The 23,394-nt window shown below is 70.8% G+C and carries 27 protein-coding genes; 19 read left to right on the forward strand and 8 right to left on the reverse strand.

Annotation, left to right across the window (positions count from 1 at the left end):
• Window positions 1–60 precede the first annotated feature (60 nt).
• Window positions 61–426 (reverse strand): ArsC/Spx/MgsR family protein, encoded by a 366-nt coding sequence (locus OHT74_RS27205; RefSeq protein ID WP_266667655.1) that lies wholly within the window; start codon window positions 424–426, stop codon window positions 61–63.
• A 107-nt stretch (window positions 427–533) separates the two neighbouring features.
• Between OHT74_RS27205 and OHT74_RS27210 the strand changes: the two genes are divergently transcribed.
• The gene (locus OHT74_RS27210) at window positions 534–791 is read left to right on the forward strand and encodes a hypothetical protein (protein WP_266629880.1); all 258 of its coding nucleotides are present in this window, start codon (window positions 534–536) and stop codon (window positions 789–791) included.
• Window positions 792–961: 170 nt separating this feature from the next.
• On the opposite strand, the gene OHT74_RS27215 is transcribed toward OHT74_RS27210, so the two are convergent.
• Window positions 962–2,131, reverse strand: a complete 1,170-nt coding sequence (locus OHT74_RS27215) for a PP2C family protein-serine/threonine phosphatase (protein WP_443047575.1) — start codon at window positions 2,129–2,131, stop codon at window positions 962–964.
• An 89-nt stretch (window positions 2,132–2,220) separates the two neighbouring features.
• On the opposite strand from OHT74_RS27215, the gene OHT74_RS27220 reads away from it, so the two are divergent.
• The 3 genes from OHT74_RS27220 to OHT74_RS27230 all read left to right on the forward strand — a co-directional run bounded on the left by OHT74_RS27220 (window position 2,221) and on the right by OHT74_RS27230 (window position 5,464).
• On the forward strand, window positions 2,221–2,922 hold the full coding sequence (locus OHT74_RS27220) for a VIT1/CCC1 transporter family protein (RefSeq protein ID WP_266667657.1): 702 nt from the start codon (window positions 2,221–2,223) through the stop codon (window positions 2,920–2,922).
• 179 nt (window positions 2,923–3,101) lie between these two features.
• Window positions 3,102–3,995, forward strand: a complete 894-nt coding sequence (locus OHT74_RS27225) for a TIGR01777 family oxidoreductase (protein WP_328621674.1) — start codon at window positions 3,102–3,104, stop codon at window positions 3,993–3,995.
• A 212-nt stretch (window positions 3,996–4,207) separates the two neighbouring features.
• The gene (locus tag OHT74_RS27230; protein WP_328621675.1) at window positions 4,208–5,464 is read left to right on the forward strand and encodes an FAD-dependent oxidoreductase; all 1,257 of its coding nucleotides are present in this window, start codon (window positions 4,208–4,210) and stop codon (window positions 5,462–5,464) included.
• A gap of 77 nt (window positions 5,465–5,541) precedes the next feature.
• Here the strand turns inward: OHT74_RS27230 and OHT74_RS27235 are convergent, their stop codons facing one another.
• Entirely contained in the window at window positions 5,542–7,005 is a 1,464-nt protein-coding gene (locus OHT74_RS27235) for a regulator (RefSeq protein ID WP_328621676.1), read from the reverse strand.
• Between the two features lie 387 nt (window positions 7,006–7,392).
• Between OHT74_RS27235 and OHT74_RS27240 the strand changes: the two genes are divergently transcribed.
• From OHT74_RS27240 to OHT74_RS27295, 12 genes are all read left to right on the forward strand, one after another.
• Complete coding sequence (locus tag OHT74_RS27240; RefSeq protein WP_328621677.1) at window positions 7,393–7,599, forward strand: hypothetical protein; 207 nt, start codon at window positions 7,393–7,395, stop codon at window positions 7,597–7,599.
• Window positions 7,583–8,080, forward strand: coding sequence for a DUF6879 family protein (locus OHT74_RS27245; RefSeq protein ID WP_328621678.1), 498 nt, complete (start codon window positions 7,583–7,585; stop codon window positions 8,078–8,080). The genes OHT74_RS27240 and OHT74_RS27245 overlap by 17 nt, the downstream gene beginning before the upstream one ends.
• On the forward strand, window positions 8,077–8,907 hold the full coding sequence (locus tag OHT74_RS27250) for a helix-turn-helix domain-containing protein (RefSeq protein ID WP_328621679.1): 831 nt from the start codon (window positions 8,077–8,079) through the stop codon (window positions 8,905–8,907). The genes OHT74_RS27245 and OHT74_RS27250 overlap by 4 nt, the downstream gene beginning before the upstream one ends.
• Before the next feature lie 90 nt (window positions 8,908–8,997).
• Window positions 8,998–9,210: a hypothetical protein gene (locus OHT74_RS27255; RefSeq protein WP_266667671.1), complete on the forward strand. Its 213-nt coding sequence runs from the start codon at window positions 8,998–9,000 to the stop codon at window positions 9,208–9,210.
• Window positions 9,210–9,434, forward strand: coding sequence for a hypothetical protein (locus tag OHT74_RS27260; RefSeq protein WP_328621680.1), 225 nt, complete (start codon window positions 9,210–9,212; stop codon window positions 9,432–9,434). The genes OHT74_RS27255 and OHT74_RS27260 overlap by 1 nt, the downstream gene beginning before the upstream one ends.
• Before the next feature lie 129 nt (window positions 9,435–9,563).
• A complete protein-coding gene (locus OHT74_RS27265) occupies window positions 9,564–9,818 on the forward strand; it encodes a hypothetical protein (RefSeq protein WP_328621681.1) in 255 nt (84 codons plus the stop codon).
• Between the two features lie 356 nt (window positions 9,819–10,174).
• Window positions 10,175–10,510 (forward strand): tyrosine-type recombinase/integrase, encoded by a 336-nt coding sequence (locus tag OHT74_RS27270; RefSeq protein WP_443047576.1) that lies wholly within the window; start codon window positions 10,175–10,177, stop codon window positions 10,508–10,510.
• Between the two features lie 160 nt (window positions 10,511–10,670).
• Complete coding sequence (locus tag OHT74_RS27275) at window positions 10,671–10,976, forward strand: hypothetical protein (RefSeq protein ID WP_328621683.1); 306 nt, start codon at window positions 10,671–10,673, stop codon at window positions 10,974–10,976.
• 77 nt (window positions 10,977–11,053) lie between these two features.
• Window positions 11,054–11,851 carry a lipoyl(octanoyl) transferase LipB gene (lipB, locus tag OHT74_RS27280; protein ID WP_328621684.1) on the forward strand — a complete coding sequence of 266 codons (798 nt, stop codon included), beginning with the start codon at window positions 11,054–11,056 and terminating at the stop codon, window positions 11,849–11,851.
• A gap of 111 nt (window positions 11,852–11,962) precedes the next feature.
• Entirely contained in the window at window positions 11,963–12,910 is a 948-nt protein-coding gene (gene lipA, locus OHT74_RS27285; RefSeq protein ID WP_266667683.1) for a lipoyl synthase, read from the forward strand.
• A 384-nt stretch (window positions 12,911–13,294) separates the two neighbouring features.
• Window positions 13,295–13,492 carry an SCO2195 family GlnR-regulated protein gene (locus tag OHT74_RS27290; protein WP_266673099.1) on the forward strand — a complete coding sequence of 66 codons (198 nt, stop codon included), beginning with the start codon at window positions 13,295–13,297 and terminating at the stop codon, window positions 13,490–13,492.
• Window positions 13,493–13,502: 10 nt separating this feature from the next.
• A complete protein-coding gene (locus tag OHT74_RS27295; RefSeq protein WP_266667685.1) occupies window positions 13,503–14,201 on the forward strand; it encodes a DUF4191 domain-containing protein in 699 nt (232 codons plus the stop codon).
• A gap of 107 nt (window positions 14,202–14,308) precedes the next feature.
• Here the strand turns inward: OHT74_RS27295 and OHT74_RS27300 are convergent, their stop codons facing one another.
• On the reverse strand, window positions 14,309–14,776 hold the full coding sequence (locus OHT74_RS27300) for an RDD family protein (protein WP_266667687.1): 468 nt from the start codon (window positions 14,774–14,776) through the stop codon (window positions 14,309–14,311).
• Window positions 14,777–14,960: 184 nt separating this feature from the next.
• On the opposite strand from OHT74_RS27300, the gene glnA reads away from it, so the two are divergent.
• Entirely contained in the window at window positions 14,961–16,370 is a 1,410-nt protein-coding gene (gene glnA, locus OHT74_RS27305) for a type I glutamate--ammonia ligase (protein WP_266667689.1), read from the forward strand.
• A gap of 189 nt (window positions 16,371–16,559) precedes the next feature.
• On the forward strand, window positions 16,560–16,883 hold the full coding sequence (locus OHT74_RS27310; protein WP_266994061.1) for a hypothetical protein: 324 nt from the start codon (window positions 16,560–16,562) through the stop codon (window positions 16,881–16,883).
• Between the two features lie 62 nt (window positions 16,884–16,945).
• Here the strand turns inward: OHT74_RS27310 and OHT74_RS27315 are convergent, their stop codons facing one another.
• Window positions 16,946–18,043, reverse strand: a complete 1,098-nt coding sequence (locus OHT74_RS27315) for a trypsin-like serine peptidase (protein WP_328621685.1) — start codon at window positions 18,041–18,043, stop codon at window positions 16,946–16,948.
• Window positions 18,044–18,251: 208 nt separating this feature from the next.
• Window positions 18,252–18,935 carry a TetR/AcrR family transcriptional regulator gene (locus OHT74_RS27320; protein WP_328621686.1) on the reverse strand — a complete coding sequence of 228 codons (684 nt, stop codon included), beginning with the start codon at window positions 18,933–18,935 and terminating at the stop codon, window positions 18,252–18,254.
• Between the two features lie 87 nt (window positions 18,936–19,022).
• Here OHT74_RS27320 and OHT74_RS27325 point away from each other — a divergent pair, with 87 nt between their 5' ends.
• Window positions 19,023–19,793: an SDR family NAD(P)-dependent oxidoreductase gene (locus OHT74_RS27325; protein ID WP_328621687.1), complete on the forward strand. Its 771-nt coding sequence runs from the start codon at window positions 19,023–19,025 to the stop codon at window positions 19,791–19,793.
• On the opposite strand, the gene OHT74_RS27330 is transcribed toward OHT74_RS27325, so the two are convergent.
• Together OHT74_RS27330 and aceE are read right to left on the reverse strand one after the other, a co-directional pair.
• A complete protein-coding gene (locus tag OHT74_RS27330; RefSeq protein WP_266667699.1) occupies window positions 19,790–20,308 on the reverse strand; it encodes a DUF4240 domain-containing protein in 519 nt (172 codons plus the stop codon). The two genes, OHT74_RS27325 and OHT74_RS27330, sit on opposite strands and share 4 nt — an antisense overlap.
• 268 nt (window positions 20,309–20,576) lie before the next feature.
• The gene (gene aceE, locus OHT74_RS27335; RefSeq protein ID WP_266994057.1) at window positions 20,577–23,258 is read right to left on the reverse strand and encodes a pyruvate dehydrogenase (acetyl-transferring), homodimeric type; all 2,682 of its coding nucleotides are present in this window, start codon (window positions 23,256–23,258) and stop codon (window positions 20,577–20,579) included.
• Window positions 23,259–23,394: the final 136 nt, after the last annotated feature.

Consider the following 23,394-nt stretch of genomic DNA (forward strand, 5'->3'; position numbering starts at 1 on the left):
GCCGACGGGGTCGCCCGCGCAGGTCGGCCCGGGTTCCGCCGCCGCCGCGAAAGGCAGGCCTCAGCGGGACATGGCCTCGCGGACCGCTTCCTCCGAGCGGGCGATGACCGCCGTGCCGTCCTGCGCCGTGATGATCGGGCGCTGGATGAGCTTCGGGTGCGCCGCCAGGTGGGCGATCCAGCGGCCCCGGGCCTCGTCCGTCTCCTCGCGCGGCAGGTCCCGTACGCCGGTCTCCTTCGCGAGCGGGTCCGAGGTGCGCGTGATGTCCCACGGCTCCAGGCCGAGCCGGCCCAGGACCTCGCGGATCTCGCCCTCGGACGGCACGTCCTCCAGATAGCGGCGCACGGTGTACTCGGCGCCCTCCGCGTCCAGCAGGGTCAGCGCGCTGCGGCACTTCGAACAGGCGGGATTGATCCAGATCTCCATGGCCCCCAGCCTAGCCAGAGCCTGTCTGGCCAGGGGCTTCTGTCAGTGGTCCCCGGTAAAATCGAAGGAGAACGACAGGAAGCCAACTACCGTTTGGGAGGCTGTAGATGGCCACTGCCACGACCATTGAGCCCGTCAAGAAGAAGCCGCTGCCGGCGGGGCTGCCCCGCGAGTGGTACGAGAGCCACAACCGCCGTCTGAAGGCGATGCGGCTGGCGATATCCCTGCTCGACTCGGGGACGTACGACGCCCGTCGCGCCACCAACCGGAAGATCCGCACCATGGCCGTCCGCACGGGGATCCACCGCCCGTCGAACGTCACGTGCAAGCTGGTCCGCGCCTTCATCATCAGCAACGGAGCCTGAGCAACCGACAGGGTCGACGGTCGACCGCGTCGGGCAGAGCGTTCCCGAACGCTCTGCCCGACGATGCAGAACGCCGTGAGGGGGCGGCGCAGTGAACGGGGTGGGGGCCACGGCCGTCGCTCTCGCGAGCGCCGTGATGCGCGTCAGCCCACATGATCAGGACTGCTCGGTCATCCAGGGACTCCCGCCGCGTCCGGGAGGGACAGCACCAGCAGGGCCACGTCGTCGCGCGGGCCGCCGTCGGTGAACGCCACCAGGTCCTGCCACACCGCCTCCACCAGCTCGGCCGGGTCCTTGGCCAGGGCCGGGATCCGGGTGGCCAGGGGGTAGAAGTCGCCCGCCCGATCCCGGGCCTCCGTCACCCCGTCCGTGTGCGCGAGCAGCCTGTCGCCCGGCAGCAGCGGTACGTCGGCCACCACCGCGAGGTCTGCGCCGGCGAGCCCGAGCCCCAGCGGAGGCCCAGGTTCCACGGCCACCTCCGACACCGTGGATGCCCGCAGCAGCAGCGCCGGCGGATGCCCGCACGAGACGATCCGAACGAGGTCCAGCCCGGGTGGGAACTCCAGCAGCAGCGCCGTCGCGAACAGCTCCGGATGCTCGACGGCGGCGTCAGCCGGGTCGGCCGGGCCCGGCGGGCCGGCCGAGCCGGCCGGGCGCGCCGAGTGTGCGGAGCCCGCCGCCCCCGCGGTGTCCGCCAGCAGTCTGCGGTCCAGCCGGGCGGCCACGCCCGCGAGCTCCGGATCGTCCAGCACCCCCTCACGGAAGGCGCCGAGCAGCGCCGCCACCGTGCCGACCGCCGCCAGGCCGTGCCCCTGCACGTCCCCGACCAGCGCCCGCACCCCGTACGGCCCGACCCGTACGTCGTACAGGTCGCCGCCGACCAGCGTGCCGCGCTGGGCGGCCCGGTACAGCCCGGCGCAGCGCACCGGACCGACCCGTTCCGGAACCGGCGGCAGCACCGCCAGCTGCGCCGCCTCTGCGACGGTCCGTACGCTGACCAGCTGCGCGTCGCGGCGCCGCCGGACCCAGGCGATCACCACGCTGAGCAGCGCGACCACGGCCACGGTGGCCAGGTCCGCGCCCTGGGCGTGCCCGACCCCGAGCGACGACACGCCGAGCAGCAGCAGGACGATCCCGGCGAAGACGGCGGTGCCGGCCGCCCCGTACGCGAAGGCCGCGACCGGGGGCAGGCCGGCCAGGAAGTAGCCCAGCTCGATGTCGCCCGGGGTGGCGGTCTGTGCGAGCACCAGCGCCACCAGCGCCACGGGGGGCGCGAGCCGCGCCCAGCGTGGTGGCGGCTTCCCGTGCAGCCAGCCAGGCTCCTCGCGTCGGCGTCTCACCCCTCCACCCTGGTACCGGGGCCCGGGCCGCGCACGCCGGACCGGCCTGCCGGGTGGACCTGCGGGGTCCGGGCGCCGACAGTGGTCCCGTGACGGACACGGACGGGGTGGGGCAGAGCGCGGCGATCAGCACGCGGCTGAACTGGCTGCGGGCGGGGGTGCTCGGCGCGAACGACGGGATCATCTCCACGGCCGGCCTGGTGGTGGGCGTGGCCGGGGCCACCACCTCGCGGGCGTCGATCCTGGCGGCGGGGGTGGCCGGGCTGCTGGCGGGGTCGCTGTCGATGGCGGCGGGGGAGTACGTCTCGGTGAGCTCCCAGCGGGACTCGGAGCGGGCCGCGCTGGAGACGGAGCGGCAGGAGCTGGCGCAGGATCCGGAGGCGGAGCTGGCGGAACTGACCGAGATGCTGGAGGCCAGGGGGCTGAGCCGGGAGCTGGCGAGGGAGGCGGCGGAGCAGCTGACGGAGCGGGACGCGCTGAAGGCGCACGCGAGGGTGGAGCTCGGGATCGATCCCGACGAGCTGGTCAACCCCTGGCACGCGGCGTTCGCGAGCCTGGTCGCGTTCACGGTGGGTGCGGTGCTTCCGCTGCTGGCGATCGTGCTGCCGGGGCCGTCGGAGCGGGTGCCGGTGACGGTGGCGGCGGTGCTGGCGACGCTGACGCTGTGCGGGGTGATCAGCGCCCGCCTCGGCGGCGCACCTCCCCTCCGGGCGGTCCTGCGCAACGTCGCCGGCGGCGCCCTGGCGATGACGGTCACGTACGCGGTGGGCACCTGGCTCGGCACCACCTGACCCCACCCGTACGGGCGCAGCCGGCGGAGGTCCCTCGGGCGGGCATGGGGGCGGAGCCCCGAGGCGGGTCGGGCCGGGTCCGGGTGGCCCGGGGAACGGGGGAAGGGCGGGGCGGGGAGGGGAGGAAGCCCGCGCAGCGCCGCCGGACGCACCGCGCAGCGGACCTGCATCATGGGCCCATGCGTATCGCCATCACCGGCTCCACCGGCCTCATCGGCCAGGCCCTCGTACGGTCCCTGCGCGCAGACGGCCACGACGTCGTCCGCTTCGTGCGCCGCACGCCCGCCGCGCCCGACGAGGCGGCCTGGGACCCGCGGCGCAGCTACGTCGACCCCGCCGGACTCGCCGGCTGCGGGGCCGTCGTCCACCTCGCCGGGGCCGGGGTCGGCGAACACCGGTGGACCGCCGCGTACAAGAAGGAGATCCGGGACAGCCGGGTGGCGGGGACCGAGGCGATGGCCCGTGCGATCGCCGCGCTCGACGCGCCGCCCGCCGTCTTCGTCTGCGGCTCCGCCATCGGCTACTACGGCGACACCGGCGACCGCGCCGTCGACGAGCACGCCCCGGCGGGGCAGGGCTTCCTGCCCGAGGTCTGCATCGAGTGGGAGGCGGCCGCAGCCCGCGCCCAGGAGGCCGGCGTACGGACGGTCTTCGCCCGGACCGGACTGGTCGTCGCCGCCGAGGGCGGGGCCTGGGGCAAGCTGTTCCCGATCTTCCGCGCCGGGATCGGCGGCCGGCTCGGCAACGGCCGGCAGTACTGGTCCTTCATCTCCATGTACGACGAGATCGCCGCCCTGCGGCATGCCATCGACACCCCGGAGCTGTCCGGCCCCGTCAACCTGACCGCCCCCGAGCCGCTGACCAACCGTGAGGTCACCGCCGCGATGGGCCGCGTACTGCACCGGCCGACGCTGTTCCCCGTACCGGCGCCCGCCCTGCGCGTGGTGCTGGGGGAGTTCGCGGGGGACGTGCTCGGCAGTCAGCGGGTGCGGCCCGCCCGGCTGTTGGAGACGGGGTTCACGTTCCGGTACCCGGGCATCGACGAAGCGATCCGCGCCGCGCTCGCCCGATAGCCCCCGACCCCGCCCCGCCGCGCCGCGGCCCCCGACCCGCCCCGAGACCCCACCGCGGCGCGCGGTTCGGCGGTGTGCGACCGCTTGTGACCCGGATGCGACCGGTGTGCGACCGGAGTTGGGCGTAATACGCCACCGAACTCGGGTTCCCCTGGAGCTCGTTGGGGGAAGGAGGATTCCCACACAGCCGCGCCGACCTCGGGGAGGGGCACGTGCTCAGCAGCTCACACCGCGCCGCACAGCATGCGGACGTCGTCATCGTAGGAGCCGGGGTCTCAGGACTCGCGGCGGCACACCACCTGATCGCGGCAGGGGTCACGGTCACCGTTCTGGAGGCGGCCGACGATCCCGGCGGCCGGATGGCCACCGAGCACGCCGACGGATTCCGGCTGGACCGGATCGGGCAGTTGCTCAACACCTCGTACACGGAGCTCGACCGGACCCCCGGCCTGGCCGGCCTGGTCCTGCGGCCCTTCGCTCCGGGGGTGCTCGTCCACACGGACGGCAGGCAGCTCCGAGCCGGGGCGCTGACCCCGGCCCGCGCGCTGGCCAGCGGCTCCTTCGACCAGGCCCGGCTCAGCGCCTACCTCGGCCGGCTCGCCGCCGTGCCCGTGGAACGCGTACTGGCCCGCCCCGAGCGCACGGCACTCGCCGCCCTGCGCTCCCGGGCCCACGGCACGACCCTGCGGCCCCTGCTCGCCGCCCTGCTGCGCGATCCGGAGCTCACCACCTCCAGCCGGGTCGCCGACCTCGCCCTGCGCACCTTCGCCCGCGGCCGGCTCGCCGTGCCCGAGGGCGGCGCCGCCACCCTGCCCGAGCTGCTCGCAGCCACCCTGCCGCCCGGCACGGTGCGCACCGGGGTCCGGGTCCGCTCGGTGGCGACCAACCTGGTCACCACCGAGGAGCACGGCGACTTCAGCTGCCGCTCCGCCGTCCTGGCCACCGGCGCGCGGGCCGCCGCCGAACTGCTGCCGGGGCTGCGGGTGCCGGAGTTCCACGAGGTCACCGTCATCCACCACGCCACCACCGCCCCGCTCCCGTGGGACGGCTCGCTCCTGCTCGACGGCGATCCCAGGTGGCCCGTCGCCCACACCGCCGTGATGAGCGCGGTCGACCCGACGCGGGCCCCGGCCGGCCGGAGCCTGGTCACCACCACCGTGCTCGGCCCGCCGCCGCCCGCCCGTACGGTCGCCTCGCGCCTCGCCCGGCTGTACGAGACCGGCACCCGGGACTGGGAGCTGCTGGCCGTCCACCACGCCCCGGAGGCCGTCCCCGCGATGCCGCCGCCGTACGACCTGCGCCGTCCGGTCCGGGTCCTGGCCGGGCTGTACGTGTGCGGCGACCACCGCGACTCCAACACCGTCCAGGGGGCGCTGCACTCGGCCCGCCGCGCCGCCACGGCCGCCCTGCGCGACTTCGGCATCCGGCTCCCGGCGAGCGCGGAGCCCGCCCTTCCGGCGGTGGCCTGAGAACCACCACGGCTCCAGGGCCCGGTTCCCCCCAGGGAACCGGGCCCACGCCTGACCCCTGACCCCGTATCGGCAGCTCACGACAGTGCCGCCACCCGGTCCCGGTACGTCCGCACCGCCGAGGCGTCCCGGTACGGCTCCAGCCGGCGCTCGAAGTCCCGTACGTACTCCACCGCGCGCACCGACCGCATCTCCATCGCCTGCTGCGCCGCCTCCGCACCCAGCGCGCACGCCTGGTCCAGCTCGCCCAGCCCCAGCCGCGCCGTGGCCAGCACCACCCGGCAGAACAGCCGCGAGCGCGCGAACCCGGGCGCCCGCAACTGCAGGGACCGCTCCGCGTGCTGCGCCGAGGCCCGGTACTGCTGGAGGTCCCGGTGGCAGTGCCCGAACTCGTCCGCCAGCTGCGCCTCGTCGAACAGCCGTGCCCAGTGCGGTACGTCGTCCCCGGGCCGGGCCGCGCCCAGCGCGCGCTCGGCCCGCACCAGCGAGGCCGTCGCCGCCCGGACCTCGCCGAGCACCGCGTGCCCGCGCGCCTCGGCCGAGTGCAGGAGCGCCTGCACCACCGGCGGCGGGCCGGAGCCGACGCCCTGCTGCGCGACGCGGGCCAGCTGCACGGCCTCCCTGCCGTGGCCGAGGTACACCGCCTGCCGGCTCATGGTCACCAGCACGTACGAGCCGTACGGCCGGTCCCCGGCGGCCTGCGCGAGGCGCAGCGCCTGCACGAAGTACCGCTGGGCGAGCCCGTGCGCGGCGATGTCGTACGAGGTCCAGCCCGCGAGCCGGGTCAGGTCGGCGGCGGCCGAGAACAGCCGCCGCCCGGTGCTCTCCCCGTAGGTGCCGCGGAGCATGGGCTCGGCCTCGTGCTCGAGATAGCGCACCAGGGCCTGCCGGGCGTGCCCGCCGCCGTAGGTCTGGTCCAGGGTCCGGAACAGCTCGCCCACCGACCGCAGCGCCGCGATGTCCCCGCTGGTCACCCGCTGGCCGGGGCCCCGGTCGATCTGCCGCTGCCGGGGCACCGAGCTGCGCCCCTGCACCGGGACGCGGCCCGCCGCCGCAGCTGCCGCGGCCGCGGCCGCCGGGTCCGCGCCGCGGCCCACGCGCTCGTCGGCCCGCCCGATGAGCCAGTCCCGGCTGGGCACGACCAGCCCGGCCGGGGTGAAGGCGATCTTCCGCAGCTCGGCGTGGGAGCCGGAGTCCTTGCGCCAGAGCCCGCTGGCGATGTCCACGGCCTCCTCCGGGGTGGCCGCGAACTCCAGACCGGCGTAGACGGGCGCGCAGGCGTCCAGGCCCAGGTCCTGTGCGGAGAGCCGCCGGCCCAGGCGCCGGGTGAAGACCTCGGCGATCAGCGCCGGGGTGGTCCCTCGCGGCTGCTGCCCGCGCAGCCACCGGGTCACGGAGGTCTTGTCGTACCGCAGATCGAGACCGTGCTCCAGGCCGAGCTGGTCGACGCGGCGGGCCAGACCGGCGTTGGAGAACCCGGCTTCCGCGATCAGCGCCGCGAGCTGCCGGTTGGGGACGCGCTGGGCAGGTCGTTCCGTCATCGGCTCCACGGTTTCCTGACGTGACGGACCGGAGTCCCGGCCCTGTGAACGGCGTGAATGTAGCGGCGAACTCCGCTCATGCCGCCCCCTCTGTCCCACATTCATCCGATCGTGTGCAGAACAGAGCCCGGGGTGGACAGCCACCCGTGGCCAGGAAGGACCGTTGGCTGATAACCGGCACATCTAGACAGGTCAATGCTGGATAGGTGTAGCGGTGCCGGCACCGTGCTGGAATCCAGCGCACGCAGACCCCCGGCCGCCAAGGGCCGGGGGTCTCTTTATGCGAAGACGTGCATAGTCGCGTTCGCGCATAGACGGCTTCGCCCGTCGCTCCGTACGGTCATGGTCATCAGACCCAGCGGGGGCCTGGCACCGAGGGGGCTTCACATGGCATGTGAGGAACTGACCCGGCTCACAGGCAACGGAAACGGCGAGTGCGGGCAGGGCGACTGCCCGAACGTCTACCGGACCAAGTCCGGCTCGTTCATCGTCCAGGGCGATGCATCCGACGCCTTCACCCCGCCGACCGGCGAGGGACTCGTAGAGATCCCCGAGGCAGTGCTCAGGGAGGCGTTCCGTGCTCTTGGATGGTGAGGACTGGGCGTCGAAGTTCAAGACGTTCCAGACGGAAGCCTGGCGGCTTGAGACGTTGCCGCAGTACCTCGTACCGCAGGAAGCGGAAGAGTTCGCAGCCTTCAAGGCAGGCGCCCGGTTCCTTGGCCCGTACGAGGACTCGTGGACGGAGAGGGTGCGCACCCGGAACGTCGGACGCGTACACGTCCTGACTCAGCCGCTGAGTGACTACCTGCGGTTCGAGTTCGAGCGGTACTACCAGCACCAGGCTCCGGCCGGAGAAGACGTCCGCATCCTCGACGTGACCGACCGGGCGAACCCGTTGCCCGAGGTCGAAGACTTTTGGATGTTCGACCGCTCCACTGTGGTGCTCATGCACTACGAACCGGACGGCAGGCAGATCAGCCGCGAACTGTACGAGGGTGACCCTGCCCCGTTCATCGAGTACCAGCGCATCGCCGTAGAGGCTTCTGTGCCGTTCCTGGAGTACATCCGTACGTGAGTGTCGAACCAGAGGAGCTCGGCCAGTCAGGCGAGGAACTGGCGGCCCTGCTGAAGGCGGTACGCAAGCGGTCCGGGCTCTCAGGGGCTCGGGCCGCCGCCCGCTGCAACATGTCTCAGTCGAAGGTCAGCCGGATCGAGAACGGCAAGGTACGCCCGTCCCTCGTGGACGTAGAGCAACTACTCAGAGCCTGCGATGCGGCTCCCCCTCTGGTCACACAGGTCATGACCCTGGCGCGCCTGGCCAACACGGAGTGGCAGGGCGCCCGGGGCATGCGGCGCAAGGGCCTGGACAAGAAGCAGCTTGAGCTGGCCGGCCTCGAAGCATCGTCAGCCGAATTCCGGTTCTTCCTGCTCTCGATGATCACGGGCCTGCTCTCGACCCCTGAGTACATCCGGGCGAGCCTCGCCCACATCCCCGGCGACCACTCCAAGACGATCGCCAGGAAGCTGGAACGGCAACAGGTTCTCTACGACCGCTCAAAGCGGTTCACGTTCATACTCACCGAGCAGGCCGTTCGGTGGCCCCTCGTCGGCCCGGACGCGTTGGCCGTCCAGATTGACCACCTGGCCTCGCTCACGCACCTCCCGAACGTGCGGCTCGGAGTGATCCCGCTGACCGTGCCGACCGGACCGGCGCCGCTGAACACCTTCACGGTCTACGACGACCGCATTGCCACGGTCGAGCTGTCCACAGGGGTCATGGTCTTCAGGGACCCCAGGGACGTGGCGAGCCATGTTGAGGAGTTCTCCCACCTTGAGGATCGGGCCCTGTTCGCGGATGACGCACGGGCCTTTCTCGGGGCGTGCGCAGCCGCCCTCAGATGATCTTTAGTCCATGACGTGCATGATCGCGCTGAGCCGCCGCTGAGCGGTGAAGGATTGCCCCGCAGCGAAGGCGACCGCGAGGGGTGCGACATGGCAAGGGCGAAAAAGGCAGAGGCCCCGACGCTTGACCGGGATGAGTGGGAGTACCTGACCTACGCGCCCGGCCACAAGTGCTCGGCCTGCTCCCGTACGGTCAAGCCGCTCGAACCTGTCCGCCGGGGAGCCGTTGACCGCACGTCGGGTGCGCCCGCCGTCGTCTACCGGCACAACGAGTGCCCGACGACGCAGACCGTGGCCGCCTGATGGAGATGCAGGTATGGCGGGACGGCCGTACGCGTGCCACGGACGCAGCCGAGTGCTTCCGGGCAGCCTTGGCGGCGCTCGGCATCTCTGAGGCCGCGTGGAGCGGCATACGGCCCACGGTCACCTTCAACGGCCTTCCGTACGTCCACCTGGGGATGCTTCCGGCTGACGTGGTGGAGCAGATGGCCGAGGCCATGAGGGTCACCGAGACTTCCGCCCGCTGAGGGCGGGGGACGGCCTCATGGGCCGTCAAGCAGATCAGGGGGGTGAGCGTATGACCGAACCCGGAGACAAGTCCGGAGGTTCCGGCGGGGACCAGTTCCCGCCCCCGCCCGTCAGCTGATCCGATCGACATGACCCCGTCGGACGCGGTTGACCCCGGGTGGCACTCGTTCGTCCTCCACACCCAGGCATACGCCACGTGGTGTGACGAACAGTTCGGGTTCTTCCTCGGGCACGAGCCCAAGGCCACCGTCCGCACGCGCCCGCTGATCGGCTCCGTCGTGGACCGCGTCAGGGCCGCCGGGTTCCACGTGGACGACCGGCTGTGGGGTGCTGCAAAGGAGTGCAACCCGCCCGCGTGCTGCGGTGACGGCGACGGCTGCTGATCCACCTGAGAGGTGAGCCCCGGGTGCGGTCAATGCACCCGGGGCTCGCCCATGAACAGAGGTTAGACCGCATGGCAGTTGATGAGACTGTTTCAGGGCAGAGTCGAGTAACCGTGTTCCGGATGTTCGGCACAGTCTTCGGCTACGCCACACACTCCCTCGACGGCCGAGGCATTGGGGAAGTGGCCGTGGTCGGCCCCCTGACCCCTGGTGTCGAGTGGCGCTCTCCCGAAAACCTCCAGGTCATTTTCCTCCGCCGGCACTTAAAGGGGGCGGACGGCAGGCAGCACGCCACATACACGGCCCTCAAGCACCGGTAGCCGGGCGACTGGCGAGACGTGCCCGTCCCTACCTCTGTGTGGCACCGCGTGAAGTTCCACATCCGCGCCCACGACACTCGCCCCGATGGCGGACTCTTCAAGAACCAGCGGGGGAGCCTCGCGGCCCGGGATGACTTCGGGTACGTCTGGCGGCAGGTGCCCGCCACCGTGCGGCACGAGTGGAGCGCCCACGACCTCCGGCACTACTTCGCTTCGACGTGCCTCCTGAACGGCCTGCCCATCCTCGCTGTGTCCCGCTGGCTCGGACATGCCTCCATCACGATCACTGCCGACACGTACGGCCACATGACGCCGGACTCCATGGACCGGGCCGTGAACGTGCTCGACGGGATCATGGGGCTGGCCGCGTAACGGCGACTCGGCACGGGTGATGACCCCGTGCTGAGATGTGCTGGCGTTAGCACATGGAGCAGCCCATACGTACAGGTCAAACCGACACTCACTCGTTTGTGTGCAGAATCGGTAGGGCTCTTTACGGACCGACCCCTTCCGTCCGCGTACGCTGCGCGACATGACCCGCAGGCCCACCGCGGCGGAGCCCTCCGCCGACGCCACCGCGCCACCGACCGCGCCCGAGCTGCCCGCGCCGCTGACGGCGCCCGAGCTGACCGAGGCCGAGTGCCGCCGGTGCGGCACGTACATCGCGGGTCTGGACGGCCGGTACGCGTGCGGGGTCTGCGGCTGGGTCAACGACCACTCGGAGGGCCACCGGCGGCTGCCGCGGGCGGACGAGGACCCGGACCGGCCGCCCCGGGGCCGCAGGCGGCCCAGGCCGCTGCCTCCGGGCCCGCAGGACGGGCCGCCGACGGGCGACTGAGGGGGCGGAAACCGGCCGCCGTACTCTTGGCTGGGTGCGATACGTGCACACGGCAGGTTCAACGAGGAGGCGCTGCGGTGGCTGAGCTTGGGTTTGTCCATCTGGGCTTCGGACCCGATTACGTCGAGTACACCCGGGCCTGGGAGGAGCAGCGGCGGGTTCACGCCGCGCGCTTCGCGGACGAGATCGGCGACACCTGCCTCCTGCTGGAGCACGAGCCCGTCTACACCGCCGGGCGGCGCACCGCCGACAACGAGCGGCCGCTGGACGGCACCCCCGTCGTGGACGTGGACCGCGGCGGCAAGATCACCTGGCACGGCCCGGGCCAGCTGGTCGGCTACCCGATCATGAAGCTGCCCCGCCCGGTCGACGTCGTCGCGCACGTGCGCCGTCTGGAGGAGGCGCTGATCCGCACCGCCGCCGAGTTCGGCCTGGAGACCACCCGGGTCGAGGGCCGCTCCGGAGTGTGGGTGCTCGGCGACCCGATCCAGGAGCGTCCGAAGATCGGGGGCCTCTCGCTCGACTTCGACCCGCGGCTGACGGACGACGAGTTCGACCCCCGCCTGAACGGTCCCGAGTACGCCCCCTCCAACGCCGGCCAGCGCCGCGAGGACCGCAAGCTCGCCGCGATCGGCATCCGCGTCGCCAAGGGCGTCACGATGCACGGTTTCGCGATCAACGTGAACCCGGACAGCACCTGGTTCGACCGGATCATCCCGTGCGGGATCCGGGACGCCGGTGTGACCTCGCTCTCGTACGAACTGGGCCGGGAGATCACCATCGCCGAGGTGCTGCCGGTCGTCGAACGCCACCTGAAGGACGTACTGGAGCAGGCCGAGCTGCGGCCCCGGGAGACGGAGCCGGCCGCCGGCTGACAGCCGGGGGGAATGTGTCCGCCCGCCCCCAGGTTGGCGGACGTAAGAGCGTATGAAATTACGGGCGTACCCTGGTGGACGCCGAAGAATCGAAGTCACAGGGAGCCGGTCGTGTCCGCAGTCGCACCCGACGGACGCAAGATGCTGCGCCTCGAGGTCCGTAACGCCCAGACCCCCATCGAGCGCAAGCCCGAGTGGATCAAGACCCGGGCGAAGATGGGCCCCGAGTACACGAAGATGCAGGCCCTGGTGAAGGGCGAAGGACTGCACACCGTGTGCCAGGAGGCCGGTTGCCCCAACATCTACGAATGCTGGGAGGACCGCGAGGCCACCTTCCTCATCGGTGGCGACCAGTGCACCCGGCGCTGTGACTTCTGCCAGATCGACACGGGCAAGCCCGAGGCCCTGGACCGGGACGAGCCGCGCCGTGTCGGCGAGTCGGTCGTCACGATGGACCTGAACTACGCCACCATCACCGGCGTCGCGCGCGACGACCTGGCCGACGGCGGTGCCTGGCTGTACGCGGAGACCGTGCGCCAGATCCACGAGCAGACGGCGGGCCGCGAGGCCGGCCACACCAAGGTCGAGCTCCTGGCTCCCGACTTCAACGCGGTCCCGGAGCTGCTGGAGGAGGTCTTCGCCTCCCGCCCCGAGGTGTTCGCGCACAACGTCGAGACGGTGCCGCGGATCTTCAAGCGGATCCGCCCCGGCTTCCGCTACGAGCGCTCGCTCGAGGTGATCACCAAGGCCCGCGCGTACGGCCTGGTCACCAAGTCGAACCTGATCCTCGGCATGGGCGAGGAGCGCGAGGAGGTCTCGCAGGCGCTGAAGGACCTCCACGAGGCCGGCTGCGAGCTCATCACCATCACGCAGTACCTGCGGCCCTCGCCGCGGCACCACCCCGTGGAGCGCTGGGTGAAGCCGGCCGAGTTCGTGGAGCTGGCGAAGGAGGCCGAGGAGATCGGCTTCTCCGGTGTGATGTCGGGCCCGCTCGTCCGTTCTTCGTACCGGGCCGGACGCCTCTACCAGCAGGCGATGGAGAAGCGCAGCCGAGTCTGAGCGCAGGTTGAGGGTCCGCCCGAGGTACGAGGGCGGGCACTCGGCCGGAGCGGTGGCGAGGCGGAGCTCGACGGTAGGCGCAGAGAAGCGCAGCCGAGTCTGAGCGCGCGACCGTGTGACGCGCACTACCGCACGGACTGTGTGAACTCACGCACAAAGTCTTACCAACGGGTAACACCGCATCGACGCGGCCCCTAGGCTCTTTTGTAACGAAGAGCCCGGCGGGCCGCGTAAATGTTTCATCACCGTTTGACCGGCCGGTCATGCCCTGGTAACACCAGTCAGTGACGATAGGTCCACGCACCGCGCACACCGTCGCACACCGCTGACGCACGCCCGCTGCCCACCCGGACCGACTTGAGCACCGTGAAAGGGATCGACATCATGCAGGCCGCGCCCGTACGCGCCATTGCCATTCCGTCGTTCACCGACGCCTTCCGGGGTTTCGAGTCGCTGCTCATGAGCGGCGCCCGCCGCAACGCATGGACCGCCGTCCTCGAGGACCGCCGCAGAGCCAAGGACCGGGTCGAAACCGAGCACGTACTCGAGGCCGCGGCGACCCGGACCTCGCAGGCCACGTAAACTTCGCTGTATGGCGAGGAAGTCAAACGCAGAGACTGCTGCGAACCCCGGGCGACTGAAGCAGATCGCCCTGACGTACAAGATGACGCGCAAGGCCGACCCGCAGGTCGGTCTGATCGTCGCGGGCGTGGGAATCGTCACCTTCGGTGTCTTTCTTGCGATCGGCTTCCTGATCGACCACCCGGTCTACCTGGGCATCCTGGGCTTCCTGGTGGCGTTCCTCGCGATGGCGATCGTCTTCGGACGGCGGGCCGAGCGGGCTGCCTTCGGGCAGATGGAGGGACAGCCGGGCGCGGCAGCGGCCGTACTGGACAACGTGGGACGGGGCTGGACGACCACCCCCGCCGTCGCGATGAACCGGAGCCAGGACATCATCCACCGGGCCGTCGGCAAGGCGGGCGTCGTTCTGATCGCCGAGGGCAACGCGAACAGGCTGAAGCCGATGCTCGCGGCCGAGAAGAAGAAGCTGGCCCGGATCATGCCGGACATCCCGGTGCACGACTTCATCGTGGGCACCGGCGAGGGCGAGGTCCCGCTGAAGAAGCTGCGTACGACGCTGCTCAAGCTGCCGCGCGTACTGGCCGGCCCGCAGATCACCCAGGTCAACGACAAGCTGCGGGCCATGGGCGATCTCATGAGCAACATGCCGCTGCCGAAGGGTCCGATGCCGAAGGGCATGCGGATGCCGCGCGGCGGAAAGATGCGCTGACCGGCTCAGCTGATTTTCGTATACGAAGAAGGGGCGCCCCCGGACCGATCGGTCCGGGGGCGCCCCTTTGTCTGCCGTACCGCGCCTGTCTGTCGTACCGCTTCCGGCTAGATGCGGACCTGGACGGCGCGGGCGAGGCGGTCGTGCAGGCCGCGCCCGTCCCGGTCCCAGACCAGCGCCGGGATGACGAGGGCGAGCAGCACGGTGCGCAGCACGACCCGGCCGAGACCGAGGCGGCCGCCGCCCTCCGCGACGACACGCAGGCCCACGAGCCGCTTCCCGGGGGTGAATCCCACGGTGCCGACGGTGAGGATGCTCAGCACCACGAAGAGCGCCAGCGTCCAGTTGCCCGTGGCAGCCGCGTTGCCGCCCGTGATCAGCCCGTATGCGATCACCTGGCAGCCGACCCAGTCGATGGCGACCCCGCCGAGGCGGCGGCCGAACCGGGCCGCCGAGCCGGAGCCCTGCTGGGGCAGGCCGAGCCGCTGGCCCGGGTAGCCGAAGTCGACGCCCATGTCCTCGGCGGCCGCGCGGGGGCCGGAGAGCCAGGATCCGAGTGCTTGCCTGTTGTCCACCCGAACACGGTACCTGTGCGGCTCCACGGCGTTCCGGCGGGACCCTGGTTAACTTGTGCGAAACAAATGGGTCATGCTTGAGAAATCCCGTCTGCTTATGGTCGGGTCAGCGTGCGGCACCGCACTGACGCACCACGAGCTATAAAGCCCGCCCTGCCCCGGGGTCGGGAGTAGGAGGAGTTGGATGTTCCAGAACGCCGACGAAGTGAAGCAGTACATCGAGGAGAACGACGTCAAGTTCGTCGACGTCCGCTTCTGCGACCTGCCTGGTGTGATGCAGCACTTCACGATCCCGGCTCGGGCATTCGACCCGGCGGAGGAGCTCGCCTTCGACGGATCCTCGATCCGCGGCTTCCAGGCGATCCACGAGTCCGACATGGCGCTGCGTGCCGACATCACCACCGCGCGCCTGGACCCGTTCCGCAAGGACAAGACGCTCAACATCAACTTCTTCATCCACGACCCGATCACGGGTGAGGCCTACAGCCGCGACCCGCGCAACATCGCGAAGAAGGCCGAGGCGTACCTCGCCTCCACCGGCATCGCCGACACCGCGTACTTCGGCCCCGAGGCCGAGTTCTACGTGTTCGACAGCGTGCGCTTCGCGACCACCGCGAACGAGGGCTTCTACCACATCGACTCCGAGGCCGGCGCCTGGAACACCGGCTCCGAGGAGAACAACCGTGGTTACAAGGTCCGCTACAAGGGTGGTTACTTCCCCGTAGCCCCGGTCGACCACTTCGCCGACCTGCGCGCCGAGATCTCCCTCGAGCTGGACGCCCAGGGCCTCCAGGTCGAGCGTCAGCACCACGAGGTCGGCACCGGCGGCCAGGCCGAGATCAACTACAAGTTCAACACGCTGCTGGCCGCGGCCGACGACCTGATGCTCTTCAAGTACGTCGTGAAGAACGTCGCCTGGCGCAACGGCAAGACCGCGACCTTCATGCCGAAGCCGATCTTCGGTGACAACGGCTCGGGCATGCACGTCCACCAGTCGCTGTGGGCGAACGGCGACCCGCTGTTCTACGACGAGGCCGGCTACGCGGGCCTGTCGGACACCGCCCGCTACTACATCGGCGGCATCCTCAAGCACGCCCCGTCGCTGCTGGCGTTCACCAACCCGACCGTGAACTCGTACCACCGCCTGGTGCCGGGCTTCGAGGCACCGGTCAACATGGTGTACTCGCAGCGCAACCGCTCCGCCGCGATGCGCATCCCGATCACGGGTTCGAACCCGAAGGCCAAGCGCGTCGAGTTCCGCGCCCCGGACCCGTCGTCCAACCCGTACCTCGCCTTCTCGGCGCTGCTGCTCGCGGGCCTCGACGGAATCAAGAACAAGATCGAGCCGATGGAGCCGATCGACAAGGACCTCTACGAGCTCTCCCCCGACGAGCACGCGAGCGTCCCGCAGGTCCCGACCAGCCTCGAGGACGTCCTCAAGGCCCTCGAGGACGACCACGAGTACCTCCTGGCCGGCGGTGTCTTCACCCCGGACCTGATCGAGACCTGGATCGACTACAAGCGCACGCACGAGATCGCCCCGATCGCCCTGCGCCCGCACCCGCACGAGTTCGAGCTCTACTTCGACATTTAAGTCAGCCGCAGGTCGGGACGCTTTTCCGTCCTCCCGGGCCGTCTCTGGGCCGTCGCCGGTGTCTCCGCCCTTGCGGAAGACGCCGTCGGCGGCCCTTCGTGCTCCCGCCCGGCTGTCGGGCATCGCCGTATCGGTCCGCGGGCCGGTGTGGCACGGTGGTTGGGGTGCGGCTGCGGATGGAGGAGCACGATGACGCGTAGGTTGTTGTGGGGTGCGGGGGCCGGGTTGCTGCTCGTCGGGGCGGCCGGCGGGTTCCTCTCCGGGGTGCTGTGGGACCGGACTCCCGAGGTGACGATCAGCCCGCAGGCTGCGTCCGGGGCGGCGGTGCCACAGTCTCGCGAGGCGCTCGTGGCGGCGTGGACGGCTGAGCTGGAGAAGGCGGGCAAGGGCCTGCCGGAAGGGTGGGAGGTGCTGACCACGGAGGAGATCCGGGGCCGGTATCTGCACCAGAAGGTGGTCAACGCCCCGAAGGCCGAGGACATCGACCCGGGCATGGCCCGCCGGGCCGACTGATCGGGCACAGCGGAGGGGCCCGCAGCCGATCGTCCGGCTGCGGGCCCCTCTGCGGTGCAGGGCTAGTTGCCGGCGTTGATCGCGTTGATCACCGCGACGGCCTGGTCCCCGTGGTCCGAGGAGTACAGGTTGTCGTTGATGCGGTTGTCGTTGTCGTCGGTCTCGACGTGAGAGTTCGCGCCGACGATCTGACCCTCGGGGGTCGCCATGGGGCCGCCGGACGCGCCCGCGCCCATGTCGCAGTCCATCTCCAGGCGGTTGTCCCACGGATACCAGTCCACCGCGTCCACGACGTCACCCGTGCAGTAGAACTGGATGTAGCCGTCCATGTCGGTGCGGTTGAAGCCCTCGCCGGGGAACCCGGAGTCGATGATGTCGGACCAGTCGGAGCCGTACCCGAACTTGTAGCCGAGCGCGCCGACGGTGTCGGTCAGGTTCGTGTAGCCGGTCGGGGCGGAGACGGTGAAGGCGGCGAGGTCGCCCTCTTCGTAGTTCTTGTCGCGGGTCCATGCCTGCGGGGCGACGAACGACCGGGCGACCCACTCGCCCCAGGGGGCCTGGTAGTCGCCGGGGCTGGTGGGGTCTTCCTTGTAGCCGGGGATGAAGAGCACGAGGTCGTAGAAGCCGTCCGCGCCGCGTCCGTCGCCGGGGTGGACACAGTGTCCCGCGGTCCAGACGGTGTTGTTGCCGTCGGCGGCGATCGACGCCCCGGTGCAGCCGTGTTCCTTACCGGCGTCGTCGATGAACACGATCTTCCCGACGACGGTGGCCGGGGAGTTCTGCGGGAACGGCACCTTGCGGGCGACGGGCATCTCGGGCACGTCGGCCGCGGCCGTCATGGTGGAGGCCGCGGCGGTCTTCCTGGCCGGGCGAGCCTGCGGAGCCTCGGCCGTCAAGCCTGCACCTGCCGCCTTCCGGGTGGTGTCAGCCGCTTCGGACGCCGCCTTCTCGGCGGCGGCCTTCGCATCACGGGCGATGACGGTCTGGTCGCCCTTCTCGTTGGCGAGGGCCTTCCTGACGCGCTCCGGGGTCCAGAAGTCCCGGACCTTCTGCGGGTCGGCGGCCTGTTTGCCGACCGTCACCGCCGGGACTGCCGGTGCTGTGGGGGTCTCGCCCGCCGAGGCGGTCGTGAGGGTGGCCGGGATCAGAGCCATGGCCATGAGGACGGCTGCTGTCGTCCTGCGGGCACTGCGTATTAACACGCTCTACCTCTCCAGTTGACGTTTCCTCCTGTCGCGCCGTGTAAGTGAACACCACGGGCATGGGCATTCTGTGAACGCGCTGTGTGAGACATCTGGACGGGACCACGGGTCAACTTCCCACCAGCGGTGGAAAGTTGATTCGCCGCGCAGAGTGCCGCCGGGCAGCTCAGGCTGAAGCCGGGCCGGTTCCCCCGGCCCTGCGCAGCAGCGGCATCGAGCCCGTCAGTTCGCGCAGGCAGCGGACCGCCAGTTCCGGTGGGGAGCCGGGGCCTGCCACCGGGGCTTCCGTGGTCGACCAGAGCTCCAGGGAGATGCGGATGGCGTCCGTGGCGGCCGCCGCGAGGAGGCGGACGCCCAGGGGGTCGGCGTCCTCGCCGGCCAGCCGGGCGATCACCGGGACCAGTCGCTCCTCGGAGTCCTGGTTCACCCGGTACCAGACCGCGCGCAGCGCTTCGTCGGTCGAGGCGGCGCGGAGCAGGCCGCGGGTCACCTGGAGGCCCTCCTCGACCGCCTGGGAATCGCTGAGCGAGCGGGTCACCGCGCGTTCCAGGGCCTCGTCGAGCGGGGTGCCGGGGTCCTCCTCGGCGAGCAGTGCGCGCCAGGCGTCGCCGCCGCCGGCGAGCAGCGGGGCCACGGCCTCCTGCTTGTTGCGGAAGTACCGGTAGAACGTGCGCAGTGCCACGCCGGCGCGGTGCGCGATGTCCTCGGCGGTGGTGCCGTCGGGACCGTGCTCGGCGAAGAGTTCGCAGGCTGCGCGGGCGATGTCGAGCTGGGTGGCCGCCTTGCGGCGCTCGGTGAGCGACTGGGCTCCGGGGCCGGCCTGGGGAGAGTACGGACGAGGGGATCTCACGGGTGAAGCCTACCTCCCGGGAACGAGACAGATTGCATGCTTTGACACTCTGGCAAAACGTGTCATCGACTCGGTACGCTCGCCCCCATGAACCGTTACGAAGGACGTCGCGTCCTCATCACCGGCGGCGGCTCCGGCATCGGCCGGGCCACCGTCCACCGCATCCTCGCCGAGGGCGGCCGCGTCCACACCGTGGACGTCAACGAGGAAGGGCTCAAGCGCACCGCGGAGCAGGCCACCGCCGACGGGCGCGCCGACCGGCTCACCACCGCCGTCCTCGACATATCCGACGAGGCCGCCGTGCAGGCCGGCATCGCCGCCGCCGTCCAGGCGCTCGGCGGGCTCGACGTACTGGTCAACGCCGCGGGCATCCTGCGCTCCGCGCACACCCACCAGACCACGCTCGAGTTCTGGAACAAGGTCATCGCGGTCAACCTCACCGGCACCTTCCTGGTGATCCGCGAGGCGCTCCCGGCGCTGCTGGAGGGCGACCAGCCGGTCGTCGTGAACTTCAGCTCCACCTCGGCGTCCTTCGCCCACCCCTACATGTCCGCGTACGCGGCCAGCAAGGGCGGCATCCAGTCCATGACCCACGCGCTGGCCGCCGAGTACAGCAAGCAGGGCCTGCGCTTCGTCGCCGTCGCGCCCGGCTCCATCGAGAGCGGCATGACCACGGGCAACGGCCCCGGCCTGCCCGAGGACACCGACTGGAGCCTGTTCACGAAGCTGGCCCCGGCCATCGGCCAGGGCTTCGCCGGCCCGCAGACCGTCGCCGGCGTCGTCGCCATGCTGGGCTCCGAGGACGGAGCCTTCATCACCGGTACCGAGATCCGCATCGACGGCGGTACCCACTACTAAGAGCGAAAACGATCCCACAGCCGGGGGAAGCGCTCCGCGAGCACGGCTTCGTTCTCGAAGTCCAGCGGGGTGCCCTCCGGCTCGGCCGCCTGGAGCGGGATCCCCAAGTCCGGCGCCACCGCCCCGGTCAGCTGCTCGTACGCCTCGTCGGCCGCGTACCCGAGCTCCTCGCCGTCCCCGTCGATGTCCTCGTCGAACTCGTCCAAGAGCTCCGCGAGCGCGTCGGGGTCGTGCACCCCGCCCTCGAAGACCTCCCGGCCCTGGCCGATCAGCCAGCACCGGAAGTAGTCGAACGCGTCGTCGCTCGCCCCGTCGAGCAGCACCCAGGCCGCGCCCCACAGGTCCCACGTGTACGCCCGGTTGTACCGGGACTCGAAGTGCCGGGCGAAGTCCAGGACGGAGTCCGGGTCGAGCTGCGCCAGCCGCTCCACGAGCAGCTCGGCGTGTTCCTCGGGGTCGCCCTCGGCGGCCTCGCGGGTACGGTCGACGATCTCCCAGAACTCCGTCTCGTCCATGCGATCCTCTCGGAAACTGCCCGCGCTGATGACGTGCCGTAGTACATGTGCCGCCTGCCTTCGGGCAGAGGTCAGGGCTTGACCTTCATGAGGACCACGGTCCCGGGTGAGAATCCGCCCGGATTCGTCCGGGGGAGGAGTCACGGAGGAGTCACCACCGCTCCAGCATCACGGCTGGACCGCATCGACGCCACCGCGCGTACGGCGAAGGCCGGTATCCATCCCCCAAAGGGACGGATACCGGCCTTCGCCGTGCAGCGCTCGAGCCTCAGAGGCCGTAGCGCTCGCGCGCCTCCTTGATGGCGGACGCCGGCACCTCGCCGCGGCGGGCGAGCTGGGCCAGCGCGGCCACCACGATCGACTGCGCGTCGACACCGAAGTGGCGGCGGGCGCCCTCACGGGTGTCGGACAGGCCGAAGCCGTCCGTACCGAGCGAGGTCCAGTCCTGCTCCACCCACTGGCTGATCTGGTCCGGGACCTGGCGCATCCAGTCGGACACCGCGAGGACCGGGCTGGTGACACCCTCGAGCGCGCGGGTGACGTACGGGGTGCGCATCTCGCCGCGCAGCAGCGCCTCGTCGCACTCCAGCGCGTCGCGCCGCAGCTCGCCCCAGGAGGTGGCGGACCAGACGTCGGCGGCCACGTTCCAGTCGGCGGCGAGCAGCCGCTGCGCCTCCAGCGCCCAGTGGATCGCCGTACCCGAGGCCATCAGCTGGATCTTCGGGGCGTCGGCGGCCGGGGCGGCCTCCAGCGAGGAGGCCTCGTTGAAGCGGTAGAGGCCGCGCAGGATGCCTTCCTCCACGCCCTCCGGCATGGCCGGCTGGACCTTCGGCTCGTTGTAGACCGTGAGGTAGTAGAAGACGTCCTCGGGCTTCTCGCCGTACATGCGGCGCAGACCGTCCTTGACGATCACCGCGATCTCGTACGCGAACGCCGGGTCGTAGTTGAGCGACGCCGGGTTCGTGGACGCGATCAGGTGCGAGTGGCCGTCCGCGTGCTGCAGGCCCTCACCGGTCAGGGTCGTACGACCGGCCGTGGCGCCGACGATGAAGCCCTTGCCGAGCTGGTCGGCGAGCTGCCACATCTGGTCGGCGGTGCGCTGCCAGCCGAACATCGAGTAGAAGATGTAGAACGGGATCATCGGCTCGCCGTGCGTCGCGTACGACGTGCAGGCGGCGATGAAGTCGGCCATGGCGCCGGCCTCGGTGATCCCCTCGTTGAGGATCTGGCCGTCCTTGGCTTCCTTGTAGTACATGAGCTGGTCGCGGTCGACCGGCTCGTACGTCTGGCCCAGCGGCGAGTAGATGCCGGCCGACGGGAAGAGGGACTCCATACCGAAGGTGCGGGCCTCGTCGGGGACGATCGGCACCCAGCGCTTGCCGGTCTCCTTGTCCCGCATCAGGTCCTTGACGAGCCGGACGAAGGCCATGGTGGTGGCCATCTCCTGCTTGCCGGAGCCCTTGAGCAGCGGGGCGAAGGAGCGCTCGGCCGGGGCCGGCAGGGCCACGTGCTTGACCTTGCGGGCCGGGGCGGGGCCGCCGAGGGCCGCGCGGCGCTCGTTGAGGTACTGGACCTCCGGGCTGTTGGCGCCCGGGTGGCCGTACGGGACCTGGCCGTCGGCGAAGGCGCTGTCCGGGATCGGGAGTCCGAGCAGGTCGCGCATGCTCTTGAACTCGTCGGTCGTCAGCTTCTTCATCTGGTGGTTCGCGTTCTTCGACTCGAACCCGGCACCCAGCGTGTAGCCCTTGACGGTCTGCGCGAGGATGACCGTCGGCGCGCCCTTGTGCTCCAGGGCGGCCTTGTACGCGGCGTACACCTTGCGGGGCTCGTGGCCGCCGCGGGAGCTGTGGAAGCACTCGGCGATCTTCGCGTCGGACAGTACGCCGGCCAGCTGCACGAGCTCGGCGTTGGCGCCGAAGAAGTGCTGGCGGATGTAGGCCACGTCGCGGGTCGCGTACGTCTGGAACTGCGCGTCGGGTACCTCGCGCAGGCGGCGTACCAGGGCGCCCGTGGTGTCGAGCTGGAAGAGCTCGTCCCAGGCGGAGCCCCAGAGCGACTTGATGACGTTCCAGCCGGCGCCGCGGAACTGGGCCTCCAGCTCCTGGACCACGCGGAAGTTGGCGCGGACCGGACCGTCGAGGCGCTGCAGGTTGCAGTTGATGACGAAGGTCAGGTTGTCGAGCTGCTCGCGGGAGGCCAGGGCCAGGGCGGCGGTCGACTCGGGCTCGTCCATCTCGCCGTCGCCGAGGAAGGCCCAGACGTGCGAGCCCGCGGTGTCCTTGATGCTCCGGTTCTGCAGGTAGCGGTTGAAGCGCGCCTGGTAGATCGCGGAGAGCGGGCCGAGGCCCATGGAGACCGTGGGGAACTCCCACAGCCACGGCAGGCGCCGCGGGTGCGGGTAGGACGGCAGGCCGTTGCCGCCGGACTCCTGGCGGAAGTTGTCGAGCTGCTGCTCGGAGATCCGCCCGTCGAGGAAGGCGCGGGCGTAGATGCCGGGGGAGGCGTGGCCCTGGATGTAGAGCTGGTCGCCCGATCCGTCGGCCTCCTTCCCGCGGAAGAAGTGCTGGAAGCCGGTCTCGTAGAGCCAGGCCGCCGAGGCGAAGGTGGCGATGTGGCCGCCGACGCCGTACTTGGAGCCGCGGGTCACCATGGCGGCCGCGTTCCAGCGGTTCCATGCGGTGATCTTGGCTTCCATCTCCTCGTCGCCCGGGAACTCGGGCTCGGCGGAGGTGGGGATGGTGTTGACGTAGTCCGTCTCCAGCAGCTTCGGCAGGGCGAGGCCGGCGGCCTCGGCGTGCTGGAGGGTGCGGCGGAGCAGGTATTCGGCGCGGCGCGTACCGGCGGCCTTGGCGACGGCGTCGAGGGAGGCCGCCCATTCGGCGGTCTCCTCGGTGTCGCGGTCCGGGAGCTGGTCGAGCTCGCTCGGAAGCTTTCCTACGGGGTCGGACATCGGTGTGCGCCGCCTTCCGGACAAAGGAGAGGTGGTGAAGAAATCCCTGACGGGCAGGACAGGGTCGATGGGCCCGGGTGGGGTCCGTCGACGACTGTAAATCGCTGATCGATGATCGATCAAATGAATGTGACAT

This window comes from Streptomyces sp. NBC_00354 (genome assembly GCF_036106915.1).
Taxonomy (GTDB): domain Bacteria; phylum Actinomycetota; class Actinomycetes; order Streptomycetales; family Streptomycetaceae; genus Streptomyces.

What these genes read in the sequence shown, in the direction of transcription:
- OHT74_RS27310 (WP_266994061.1), top strand. Translation starts at nt 16,560, where the DNA reads ATGACGCGTAGGTTGTTGTGGGGTGCGGGGGCCGGGTTGCTGCTCGTC.
- OHT74_RS27235 (WP_328621676.1), bottom strand. Translation starts at nt 7,005, where the DNA reads ATGACGGAACGACCTGCCCAGCGCGTCCCCAACCGGCAGCTCGCGGCG.
- OHT74_RS27240 (WP_328621677.1), top strand. Translation starts at nt 7,393, where the DNA reads ATGGCATGTGAGGAACTGACCCGGCTCACAGGCAACGGAAACGGCGAG.
- OHT74_RS27315 (WP_328621685.1), bottom strand. Translation starts at nt 18,043, where the DNA reads ATGGCCATGGCTCTGATCCCGGCCACCCTCACGACCGCCTCGGCGGGC.
- OHT74_RS27275 (WP_328621683.1), top strand. Translation starts at nt 10,671, where the DNA reads ATGACCCGCAGGCCCACCGCGGCGGAGCCCTCCGCCGACGCCACCGCG.
- aceE (WP_266994057.1), bottom strand. Translation starts at nt 23,258, where the DNA reads ATGTCCGACCCCGTAGGAAAGCTTCCGAGCGAGCTCGACCAGCTCCCG.
- OHT74_RS27330 (WP_266667699.1), bottom strand. Translation starts at nt 20,308, where the DNA reads ATGGACGAGACGGAGTTCTGGGAGATCGTCGACCGTACCCGCGAGGCC.
- OHT74_RS27290 (WP_266673099.1), top strand. Translation starts at nt 13,295, where the DNA reads ATGCAGGCCGCGCCCGTACGCGCCATTGCCATTCCGTCGTTCACCGAC.
- OHT74_RS27260 (WP_328621680.1), top strand. Translation starts at nt 9,210, where the DNA reads ATGGAGATGCAGGTATGGCGGGACGGCCGTACGCGTGCCACGGACGCA.
- OHT74_RS27205 (WP_266667655.1), bottom strand. Translation starts at nt 426, where the DNA reads ATGGAGATCTGGATCAATCCCGCCTGTTCGAAGTGCCGCAGCGCGCTG.
- OHT74_RS27255 (WP_266667671.1), top strand. Translation starts at nt 8,998, where the DNA reads ATGGCAAGGGCGAAAAAGGCAGAGGCCCCGACGCTTGACCGGGATGAG.
- OHT74_RS27210 (WP_266629880.1), top strand. Translation starts at nt 534, where the DNA reads ATGGCCACTGCCACGACCATTGAGCCCGTCAAGAAGAAGCCGCTGCCG.
- OHT74_RS27265 (WP_328621681.1), top strand. Translation starts at nt 9,564, where the DNA reads ATGACCCCGTCGGACGCGGTTGACCCCGGGTGGCACTCGTTCGTCCTC.
- OHT74_RS27325 (WP_328621687.1), top strand. Translation starts at nt 19,023, where the DNA reads ATGAACCGTTACGAAGGACGTCGCGTCCTCATCACCGGCGGCGGCTCC.
- OHT74_RS27295 (WP_266667685.1), top strand. Translation starts at nt 13,503, where the DNA reads ATGGCGAGGAAGTCAAACGCAGAGACTGCTGCGAACCCCGGGCGACTG.
- OHT74_RS27225 (WP_328621674.1), top strand. Translation starts at nt 3,102, where the DNA reads ATGCGTATCGCCATCACCGGCTCCACCGGCCTCATCGGCCAGGCCCTC.
- glnA (WP_266667689.1), top strand. Translation starts at nt 14,961, where the DNA reads ATGTTCCAGAACGCCGACGAAGTGAAGCAGTACATCGAGGAGAACGAC.